Source organism: Allofournierella sp., from assembly GCF_017889395.1.
Taxonomy (GTDB): domain Bacteria; phylum Bacillota; class Clostridia; order Oscillospirales; family Ruminococcaceae; genus Allofournierella.
On sequence record NZ_JAGHKE010000092.1, the window covers coordinates 1 to 10,419 of the forward strand.

The window sequence follows — 10,419 nt, forward strand, 5'->3', positions numbered from 1 at the left end:
TAGAAATACCCGCCGGAACTATGCGGATCTGTTGACCAAGAGGTCGCCCTCCGCACGGAGGGCGTGGATAGAAATTCCAATATTGGTAAAACATTTAAAGTGCGGCAACGTGGTCGCCCTCCGCACGGAGGGCGTGGATAGAAATTCCCAGCCCAGAATTTCGCCCGGTAAGTAGCCGTGTCGCCCTCCGCACGGAGGGCGTGGATAGAAATACAACCAGCGGGGAAACGACAGTGGAGTTGTTATGTCGCCCTCCGCACGGAGGGCGTGGATAGAAATACCAGCGGCGAGGCCACCATTACCGTAAACTACCGTCGCCCTCCGCACGGAGGGCGTGGATAGAAATGGAAGAGTGGGAAACCTGTTGCAATGCCGATTGCGTCGCCCTCCGCACGGAGGGCGTGGATAGAAATTTGTACAGCAGCGCGGTGATCCACGCCATAGGGTCGTCGCCCTCCGCACGGAGGGCGTGGATAGAAATCATGCTTAAGCGCCGCCGTGAGCTGGAAGAACAGGTCGCCCTCCGCACGGAGGGCGTGGATAGAAATCGGGTGGGATGGTGTCGCCCTCCGCACGGAGGGCGTGGATAGAAATGATTCGCGCACCTGCGTGAGGTGCGACCGTCTGTGGTGTCGCCCTCCGCACGGAGGGCTTGGGTAGAAATTTTATCCCGATAGTTTAGTAATAACTTACGGTAGTCATCCTCTGTACAAAGTACGTATGCGGAGTTTGTGTAGAGGGCTCATTTTGCTGATTGTTACACAGAGAAGAGTACAGCTTTTTCGGGTATCAATTTCATCACGCAAACTCAAAAATCCCGAACGTGAGAGCGTTCGGGATTTTTTTGTTTTACACGGTGTTACTGTCCAAAATTTTAATCAGAATCTTCGTAATATAATTTTGCGGATTTACCTCCACAAACTGGTCAATGATATTGATGCAGATGACATCATCAGCCAGAGATAGCTCGGTGGAGGTACGCATTCGGGCAAAGGTTTCCCAGATCGTGAAATAAGGCCCGGAGTGGTAACCGGTCAGATAGGTCCCGGCGGGAATCTCGTGTACGGCGTGCTGTGAGGCCTCGGGAACTTCACCGATGAGATATGCACCGAAGGACTGCTCCTCGCCCTGATAAAAGGCCAGAGTGGGATACAGATAGAACAGCTCGTTGGAAAAAACCTCGCTGAGATTTCCCAATGCAATATACTGCATGGCATCAAGATGCTCCGCACTGACCTTTTCAACACAAAGATTTTCCAGCTCCTGCTCGGTAAAGGCAATTTTCGTCTGGATCACCGCATCCAGACGCAGCAGTTCCTGAAGCTGTTCCTGAAGGTTGCTGGACTGATGACGCAGATAGGAGCAAGTTTCTGTGAAGCTGCGCTGGCCCATAAAGCCGCTGATCTCAGACAGCGGGCAGCCCAGCCGCCGCAGATAGCGGATCAGTGCCAACGAGTAGGACTGATCGAATTTATAATAGCGATAGTTGCTTCCTTCCTCCCGTCCCTGTGGCAGCAAAAGTCCCTTTTCCTCATACAGCCGCAATGTCTGCACATCCACATGAAACAGCTTGGCCAACTCTCCGATTCGCAGATACTCCTTCATAACACACCTCCCGTGATGGCGGCAAAAAAGATGACAACCGCCGGGCTTCGACGGTTGTCATAATAGGGGTAATTTGAACGTTTGTCAAGAGCTGCATCAGCCGATGCGTTTGCCGCCAAGGTACCGGGCCTTGATGTTGTCGGTGGTTCCGATGTAGCAGAACCGCTCCACCACCTGAGCCGGGGTCAGAGGGACATTTAGATCCTCCATGCCGTCGATGACCAGCGCGTTGAACACATAGTCCTTTTCAAAGCTGCCCACCTTCCCGAACACGCTTCCGCCAGCCTTGGTGGCCAGATAAAAGGCGTTGGTGAAGGTAATGGGGCTGGCGTTTTCCGGCTCATAGAACCACTTCAGCTTGGACAGCTGAACAGCGCGGCCGATCTGTGTGTAGACGCCCATGGAATGGCCGCCGCCCACATCGGTGCCCAGGGTGATATTCACCCCGTTGCTGTGCAGGTTGGAAACACCCATGATTCCGGCGATGATGTTGGTGGTTGCATCCGGGCAGTGAACGGTGTAACCGCCGTGACGCTTGATGATTTCGATGTCCTCTTTGGCGGGGAAAATGAAGTGCGCGCCCACAACCGGGCCATTCTCCATCAGCCCCGCTCTCTCGTAGATCTCAGTGTCGCACTTGTATCCCGGATAGACCCGCAGAGCCTCCTGGGCCTCCCAGCGGGATTCCACCAGATGGGTCTGCAAGCCTACCTGATATTTTTTGCCCAGAGCGCCCAGACCCTTGACCAGCTCCTCGCTGCAGGTGGGGGCAAAGCGAGGGGTGATGATGGGTTTTGCGGTTTTGTGATCCTTGCAGTCGGCCAGATACTGTTCGGTCTCCCGGAGGGATTCCTCCACGGTCTCGCACAGGTACGACGGGGAGGCGATATCCATGCTCACCTTGCCCACATAGCCGTAGAGACCGCGCTCCTCCATGCGGCGAATCAGATAAGAGGTGGCCTCCCGATGGATGGTGGCGAAAATACAGGCATGGAAGGTTCCGTGCTTGATCATATCGTCAATGAAAGCATCGTAGATGGGCCGGGCGTAGTTCATGTCCGCAAAGCGGGCTTCCTGGGGGAAGGTGTACTGATTCAGCCAGTCGGACAAAAGCATATCCATGCCAAGACCGCGCTCGATATACTGCGAAGCGTGGACATGCAGGTCCGAAAAGGCCGGAATGATCACGCCTTTGCCATAGTCGGTGATCTCGGCGTTTTTATACTGCTCCGGCAGAACGCGGCAAATTTCCTGAACTTTTCCGTTTTCCACGATCAGATAGCTGTCTTCATAGGTGACCAGCTCGTCGTAGCTTTTTGAAAACAGAATGTTGCCATGAAGAATATTCACTGTATGTTCCTTTCTTCTATCAGACCGCGAGTCCCGACACAACGGACAGGAATCGAATTGCGATACCGGCCAGAAGACCCACAAAGGGATCGATCAGCGCGGTGACGGCAATGGTAGCGCCGCCGGCCAGAGCATCCGCCTGGCTTGCACCCTCAAAGGTGGCTGCGGCGTACTGGGGAACACTGACCATGGAGCCCAGCACGAACAAAAAGCCGGAAATGGAGACCGCCGGAATGAACCGCGCAATCTTCGGCACAAGGCGTGCGAAGAGGATGAGCGCCATCACCACCATCAGCAGAATACCGGCCGCCACCGGATGGGGCGCCGCCGCTGTGGAGGAGAGGGTGATTTCAACGGGAGTACCGCCAAACAGACCGGTCAGGATATCCGCCGCGCCGGAATAGATGGTCAGGCCGTCCACATTGGGGTTTTCCATTCCGGCCATGCCGGAAACGATGCCGCTGTAAGCGATGTTCGTGCCAATGGACAGGCAGGCCAGGGCAAGAGCGCCGCGAACAACATTCAGATTGGTCACAGGCTTGAAGAATTTGAATTTGCTCTCTTCCTTTACCTCCTCCATGGGACCCTTGTTCAGGATCAGGAAGCAGGCGATGCTGGCGGCCATGCTGATGACCAGGGTCCAGTTCAGGTCCTTGGTCAGAAAGTAGGCGGCAAAGGCGGAAATGAGCGAGACTGCACCGGTCTTCTTGCTCTCCCTGATCAGATCAATGGCTACCCGAATAACGATGATGCCCACACCGGCCTCCATGCCGGAAATGATGGAGATGCCCGCAAAATCCACGATGCGCTGCAGCAGTCCCAGACCGCCCAGCACCACCATGATCACACCGCTGTAAAATACGATGCTGATGCGTTCCCGGAAGTTTTTGCCCACACTTCCGGCCAGCACGATGGTCTCGCCCTGAATGTTGATGGGAATGACGGTTTTAAATACCAGCATGCCGATGATGCCCGCACAATAGCCCAGTGCGGTGGGTGCGGACAGAAACCCGAAGCTGAGGCCCATGATGATTCCCGAAAGGCCGTTGATCACGTTTCCGAGCACCGAAAGAATGTCTTTGATGATCTCAAATTCCAATGTGTTTTCCTTCCTCTCTGTTTCTGCGCCAGCCGGAACGCCGCTGTTCTGGGATGGCGCTGATTTGCTGTTATTGAATGGTTTCCGATGTCAGGATAAATCCTATGGTAACCATAGAGTCAAGAGCTTTTAAAAGGGTGTTCGGAATATTTTTCATAATTATCGGATACTTTTAGTAATTACTCGTACCGTAATTACAAGAAGTATCTTTTTTATAAGAAGGAAAAGTAAAATAGCTGCCGCTGCTTATCCAAACACACAGGGATATGCGATATAATATGGGGGAGCTTTGGAATGGGCAAACAGCCTGCAGTATGTGTGGAAGGGAGAAAAAGATGGAGATTCGGGAATACCGGCCGGAGGACTGCGCAGAGCTTACCCGGCTGTTTTACGACACAGTGCACACTGTCAACAGTAAGGACTACACCCCGGACCAGCTGGACGCCTGGGCGGATGGGAAGCCTGATCTGGAACGGTGGGATCGGTCGCTACGGGAGCATTTCAGTCTGGTGGCGCTGGAAGGGGAACGAATCGTCGGTTTTGGCGATATGGACGCCACCGGCTATCTGGATCGATTGTATGTGCACAAGGACTACCAGAAGCAGGGGGTTGCCACTGCCCTCTGTGACCGGCTGGAGCGGGCCGTGAGCGGGATCATCGTTACCCATGCTTCCATTACGGCACGCCCTTTTTTTGAGGGGCGGGGATATGTGGTGGTGAAGGAGCAGCAGGTGGAGCGTAAGGGGATTCTGCTGTGCAATTTTGTGATGGAGAAAAGACGATAAGAAACGCCGGGCTTCCCGATTGATCGGAAAGCCCGGCGTTTTTATGGCTGTATTTTGAAAAAAAGATCAGGCATTCTCACCGAAGAAGAGGGCCAGGTCCTCCTCCACAGTGCCGATGCCCGCGATGCCGAACTGCTCCACCAGCAGCTTCGCCACATTGGGGCTCAGGAAGGCGGGCAGCGTGGGACCCAGATGGATGTTCTTTACACCCAGATACAGCAGCGCCAGCAGCACGATTACCGCCTTCTGCTCGTACCAGGCAATGTTGTAAACGATGGGCAGCTCGTTGATGTCCGAAAGGCCGAAGGCCTCCTTCAGCTTGAGGGCGATCACAGCCAGAGAGTAGGAGTCGTTGCACTGACCGGCATCCAGTACCCGGGGAATGCCGCCGATGTCGCCCAGGGGCAGCTTGTTGTATTTGTACTTGGCGCAGCCCGCAGTGAGAATTACGGCATCCTGGGGAAGCGCCTTGGCGAACTCGGTGTAGTAGTCGCGGCTCTTGGCACGGCCGTCGCAGCCTGCCATGACCACAAACTTTCTGATGGCGCCGCTCTTCACCGCGTCCACGATCTGATCGGCCAGAGCCAGCACCTGCGCATGGGCAAAGCCGCCCACGATCTCGCCGGTCTCGATTTCGGTGGGAGCCGGGCAGGTCTTGGCCTGCTCGATGATGGCCGAGAAGTCCTTGGTCTGGCCTGCCTCACCGGGAATGTGTTTGCAGCCGGGGTAACCGGCGGCGCCGGTGGTGTACAGCCGATCCTTGTAGCTGGCTTTGGGCGGCACAATGCAGTTGGTGGTCATCAGAATGGGACCATTGAAGCTCTCGAACTCCTCCTTCTGCTTCCACCAGGCGTTGCCGTAATTGCCCACAAAGTTGGGGTATTTGCGGAAGGCGGGGTAGTAGTGGGCGGGCAGCATCTCGGAATGGGTGTATACGTCCACGCCGGTGCCCTGGGTCTGCTCCAGCAGCATCTCCAGATCACGCAGGTCGTGGCCGGAAACCAGAATACCGGGGTTCTTGCCCACGCCAATGTTTACCCGGGTGATCTGCGGGTTTCCGTAGGCGGTGGTGTTGGCCTTGTCCAGCAGAGCCATGCCGGTCACACCCTGCTTTCCGGTTTCCAGAACCAGTGCAGTCAGCTCCTCGGCAGTGAGGCTGTCGTCCAGAGTGGCAGCCAGAGCCCGCTGCAGGAAGGCGTCCAGCTCCGGGTCCTCCTCTAGCAAAGCGTTGGCATGCTTGGAATAGGCGGAAAGACCCTTCAGGCCGTAGGTGATCAGTTCACGCAGGGAACGGATGTCCTCGTTTTCGGTGGCCAGTACGCCCACGGTACGGGCTTTCTGTTCCCAGTCGCCGCTGCCGTCCCACAGAGCGGCCTCGGGCAGGGGGATGCGGTTGCTCAGCTGAGCCAGCAGAGCCTGCTTTGCATCCAGAGTGGCATGAATGCGGGCCACGATGGCTTCTTTATCAAAATTGGCGTTGGTGATGGTGGCAAACAGATTCAGAGTAATCAGATGATTGATGTGAGAAGGCACCTCTTTGCCTTCGCTGCGCAGGGCGGTGGTCACCGCGCTGATGCCCTTGCTGGCGTACACCAGCAGATCCTGCATGGCGGCCACATCGGGGGTCTTGCCGCACACGCCGGAAAGGGTACAGCCCTTGCAGCCGGCGGTTTCCTGGCACTGATAACAAAACATTTTCTGTTCCATGGTCAAATCTCCTTATGGATGGGGAATGAAGGGAACGCCGGAGCGTTCTTAGTGAAAAAGCAACCGGCATAAAAGGCTTTATCTGCCGGAAAGCTGCTCTAATGATAATGCATTTTTGAAAACATGTATGTTTGAAATCCAACATTTTGATGATGTCAAACGGAAAGAACGGCACCGAATAAAGATATATTGCGCAGGAATGGAACCGAAATTCCCTAGGATTCAGGCAGGTTTTCTGAATATCACATTGTGAGACTTGAGATTTTTATGCATAAAAACGGGGAAACTGTCACTATTTTTTCATTGACCTGAAGACTTTTCTGTGATACAGTGTTAACAAACAGGAAGGTGTTTACCAACTCGCACAAAGATGATAGGTAATTGGTGAATTTGCCTGTGAATTTGCTCCAAAAGTTGTCGATAATCCCATTTGACAAACGTTGGGCAAAACGGTATGCTTTTATTATGTCACATAGAGGTCCGGCGGATAGGCCGGTTCAGGTCGCCGCGTATGACTCAGATCACTCCAGAATTGCTTGAGCAGGCCAAGGCAGGGCAGGAAGCTGCGCTGGCCGCTGTGCTTGCCCATATGATGCCGGTGATCCGCAGCCATGCGGCAGCGGGTGTTTGTCCCGGGCTGGATCTGGACGATGCGGTGCAGGAAGGAATCATCGGCTTGTTTGCCGCCATCCGAAGCTACCGCCCCGGAGAAGGAACCTCGTTTGGCACCTATGCGGGCCGCTGCATCCAGAATGCAATCCGCACCGCAAGGCGAGCGGCCGGCCGCAAAAAGCATGGTCCGCTCAACCAGAGCGTTCCCCTCAGTGAGGAAAACACCGCTCCCGGGCCGGAGGAGATGGCCATCCAGAATGAGCAGCTGCAGGATACTCTGCAGACCATTCAGACCCGGCTTTCCCCTTTTGAGCAGGAGGTGCTGGAGCTGTTCCTGAACGGCTGCAGCTACGAGCAGATCGCTCAGGCGCTGAATCGCAGTGCCAAATCGGTGGAGAACGCACTTTCCCGCCTGCGCCGCAAGCTGAAAGAGGCCCGCGGCTGAAGTTTTTCTTTTGGATTATGGGTGGCGACCCATAAGTATATATGCCCCTGTAGCTTAACATTTAGAGCATTGGTCAATTCCAAAGGTGTCGGTTGAAATCCTTCCGCGGGCAAAAAAACAGAATGCAGAGGAGAATCTAGCATGTACGAAGATAAGACCCTGGTATGCAAAGACTGCGGTAAGGAGTTTGTATTCACCGCCGGCGAGCAGGAGTTCTACGCCAGCCGTGGCTTTGAGAACGAGCCCCAGCGCTGCAAGGCCTGCCGTGACGCTCGCAAGAACGCCACCCGCGGCACCCGCGAAATGTTCGAGGCTACCTGCGCCGCTTGCGGCAAGGTTGCTCGCGTGCCCTTCCAGCCCCGCGAGGATCGCCCCGTTTACTGCAGCGAGTGCTTCGCCAAGATGAAGGAGAACGGCTGATCCGTTTTTCGCTTCTTTGCGATTCAAAGCCCCCGGCAACAGCCGGGGGCTTTTTCTGTGCCCGGGACGCGGCCTTGTGTTTTGGGTGCATTTACGGTACAATGAACAGGCGGCAGAACGGTGTGACCGGGTCTGCCCATATACTATACATAATAATGTAAGAGCAGGCGGGGCCAGAGCGTCCGGCCTGAATGCAAACCCAAACGGAGGAGCCCTGTTATGGCATGGAACCAAACAGCTTGCAAGCGCTGGCGGCTGGTCGCCGCGGGTATTCTGGTGGCTGCGGTCACGGCGCTGGCCCTGGCCTGGACCGGCTACAATGTGATTCGCACGGTGAACGGCCAGTCGGAATATTACCAGGTGCATGATTATTACGCCGAGGATCAGGTGATGCTGGCGGCGGACCCGGCCCAGGGCTGGACCCAGGGTGTTCTCGCCGGGCCGGATACCCCGCTCTACGGTGTACGGCTATATTTTTCCAGTCTGGATCGGGTGGTGCACGGCACCCTGTATGTGGACCTGCTGGACGAAAGTGGCCAGAGGCTGACCGGTGCCGTGCTGGATATGACCGAGATCCTGGGTCTGGATTTCCAGGGCATTGTATTTGAGCAGCCGGTCTTCCCGGAACAGGATGGCACCCGCTACACCCTTCATATCTATTATGCACCGGCCACGGCAGAGGATGTGCTGGGCCTTGTCTATGGCGCCGGACCCATGCCGGCGGAAGCGGAGCTGGATGCAAACCAGATCCCTCTGGTGCCAGACCCGGATGCGGCGATCAGCGCCAATGCGGCGAACCCGGCCTTCCCGCTGGAGGGCGGAACGGTGCAGCCGGAGGGCGGCGCCACTGCGGCGATGCAGTACATCACCAACTACAGCGGCAGCATCGGACTGTGGCTGTGTGTTCCGGTGGCGGTAGTTCTGTTCGCGGCGGTGATGGGAGCCTGGTGGCTGATTTTCTGGAAAAAGGCGTCCGCACCGGTCTGTGTGGCCTATACGGCGGCGGTTCTGGGCCTGAGCTGGGTGCTGATCACACCTCCTATGGCCGGGCCGGATGAATATACTCATCTGGCGGGAGCTTATTCCATGGCAAATCAAATGCTGGGTCAGCCCGGCGCACAGATGCATTACGACGACTGGGGCCGGGAGGTCTACACGCTGCCCATGCGGGAATGTGACGCCGGATACATGCGGGATCGTTCCGGTGAGATCGGGGTGTTCGGCTACAAGCAGATTCTGGATCATCCGGGCGGATTTGGCAACAGCGGTCAGCTCACCCGAGAGGTGGAGGTGGTGGCACCGGCCAACCCGCAGGCGGTGCAGTATCTACCTCAGGCGCTGGGCATCCTGCTGGCCCGGCTGATCGGTCTGGGCTTTTATCCCATGCTGCTGATGGGGCGGCTGTTCAGCGTGGCGGCGTACACCGCATTGGCGGCGCTGGCAGTGAGCGCAGCGCCCCGGGGCAGCAAGGAAATCTTCAGTGCGGCGGCGCTGCTGCCCATGGGGCTTTCCCTGGCGGGCAGCTTCTCGGCGGACACCATGGTATTGGGCATGGCCTTTCTGTTCACGGCCCTGTGCTTCGCCGGTATGACGGAGAAGAAGCCGGTGAGCTTTGTGCGTCAGGCGGCGCTTCTGATTCTGGCAGCACTGCTGGCCCCGGCAAAAGCGATCTACCTGGGTATGGTGGCGCTGGTCTTCCCTATGAAGGCGGAGAATCTGGGAGGCAGGCTGCGCAGCCGTGTTTTCAAGGCGCTGGTATGTGCGGCGGCCGTGATCGGCTGGCTGCTGGCCAACGGCACCACCATGGCCTATATGCTGCGCAGTGTGGATACCGAGCGCATCCAGCTTGCCGTATTGCCTGCGCTGCTTCTGGCGGCGGTATGTGTGGCTGCCTGGTATAAACTGCATCACAAACGCTGGTTCAAGTGGGCGGCGCTTGGGGCCTGCGGGCTGATTGTGCTGGCGGGCGGAGCCACCGTGCTCTGGGTGCTGGCCAACAGCGGCCAGACCCTGACCCCGGAGGAGATGGCCGCGGGCATCCAGCCCAACGGAGAATCCATCTATACCTTCAGCATTGGCTACATGCTCAGCCATCCCAGTCAGACCATCAAGTTGCTGGCCAACACGGTGGTGGATCAGCTGCCGGTCTATCTGCAGGGACTGGTGGGCGCGCTGCCCGGCGAGCCCATTGTGCACAAGCTGGCGCTCAGCTGGAGCCTGACCATTCTTCTGCTGCTGGTCCCGGTGTGTGCTTCGGTCCGCCAGACCGAGCAGCCGGTGCGGCTGACCCGGCCGGTCCGCTGGGTCATGGGCCTGGTGGTGGTCTCGGTGGTGCTGCTCATGGTGGCGGCGGCTTTGATCTGGACGCCCATCAATGCGACCACTGTGTTCGGCAT

The 10,419-nt window shown here is 56.8% G+C and carries 8 protein-coding genes and 1 CRISPR repeat array; of the genes, 4 read left to right on the forward strand and 4 right to left on the reverse strand.

Features of this window, described 5'->3' with window-relative positions; all coding sequences use genetic code 11:
- Window positions 1-42: 42 nt before the first annotated feature.
- Window positions 43-548: direct repeats of the CRISPR family, unit length 33 nt; unit sequence GTCGCCCTCCGCACGGAGGGCGTGGATAGAAAT.
- Window positions 549-849: 301 nt separating this feature from the next.
- From J7G73_RS11245 to J7G73_RS11255, 3 genes are all read right to left on the reverse strand, one after another.
- Window positions 850-1,605: a MerR family transcriptional regulator gene (locus J7G73_RS11245; protein ID WP_291246311.1), complete on the reverse strand. Its 756-nt coding sequence runs from the start codon at window positions 1,603-1,605 to the stop codon at window positions 850-852.
- 96 nt (window positions 1,606-1,701) lie between these two features.
- Window positions 1,702-2,955: an amidohydrolase family protein gene (locus tag J7G73_RS11250; RefSeq protein WP_291246312.1), complete on the reverse strand. Its 1,254-nt coding sequence runs from the start codon at window positions 2,953-2,955 to the stop codon at window positions 1,702-1,704.
- A 19-nt stretch (window positions 2,956-2,974) separates the two neighbouring features.
- Window positions 2,975-4,054, reverse strand: a complete 1,080-nt coding sequence (locus J7G73_RS11255; RefSeq protein WP_291246313.1) for an NCS2 family permease — start codon at window positions 4,052-4,054, stop codon at window positions 2,975-2,977.
- A 335-nt stretch (window positions 4,055-4,389) separates the two neighbouring features.
- On the opposite strand from J7G73_RS11255, the gene J7G73_RS11260 reads away from it, so the two are divergent.
- Window positions 4,390-4,839 (forward strand): GNAT family N-acetyltransferase, encoded by a 450-nt coding sequence (locus tag J7G73_RS11260; protein ID WP_291246314.1) that lies wholly within the window; start codon window positions 4,390-4,392, stop codon window positions 4,837-4,839.
- Window positions 4,840-4,905: 66 nt separating this feature from the next.
- Here J7G73_RS11260 and hcp read toward each other — a convergent pair whose 3' ends face one another.
- Entirely contained in the window at window positions 4,906-6,546 is a 1,641-nt protein-coding gene (gene hcp, locus J7G73_RS11265) for a hydroxylamine reductase (RefSeq protein WP_291246315.1), read from the reverse strand.
- A gap of 511 nt (window positions 6,547-7,057) precedes the next feature.
- On the opposite strand from hcp, the gene J7G73_RS11270 reads away from it, so the two are divergent.
- The 3 genes from J7G73_RS11270 to J7G73_RS11280 form a co-directional block, all read left to right on the forward strand.
- Window positions 7,058-7,603 (forward strand): sigma-70 family RNA polymerase sigma factor, encoded by a 546-nt coding sequence (locus J7G73_RS11270; RefSeq protein ID WP_291246316.1) that lies wholly within the window; start codon window positions 7,058-7,060, stop codon window positions 7,601-7,603.
- Between the two features lie 141 nt (window positions 7,604-7,744).
- Window positions 7,745-8,023, forward strand: coding sequence for a zinc-ribbon domain containing protein (locus J7G73_RS11275; protein WP_087180234.1), 279 nt, complete (start codon window positions 7,745-7,747; stop codon window positions 8,021-8,023).
- A gap of 219 nt (window positions 8,024-8,242) precedes the next feature.
- Window positions 8,243-10,419, forward strand: a 2,177-nt coding sequence (locus tag J7G73_RS11280; protein WP_291246317.1) for a DUF2142 domain-containing protein, incomplete at its 3' end; no start/stop codon positions are given.

Coding starts and splice junctions, on each gene's coding strand:
- J7G73_RS11245 (WP_291246311.1), bottom strand. CDS start 1,605: ATGAAGGAGTATCTGCGAATCGGAGAGTTGGCCAAGCTGTTTCATGTG.
- J7G73_RS11260 (WP_291246314.1), top strand. CDS start 4,390: ATGGAGATTCGGGAATACCGGCCGGAGGACTGCGCAGAGCTTACCCGG.
- hcp (WP_291246315.1), bottom strand. CDS start 6,546: ATGGAACAGAAAATGTTTTGTTATCAGTGCCAGGAAACCGCCGGCTGC.
- J7G73_RS11270 (WP_291246316.1), top strand. CDS start 7,058: ATGACTCAGATCACTCCAGAATTGCTTGAGCAGGCCAAGGCAGGGCAG.
- J7G73_RS11275 (WP_087180234.1), top strand. CDS start 7,745: ATGTACGAAGATAAGACCCTGGTATGCAAAGACTGCGGTAAGGAGTTT.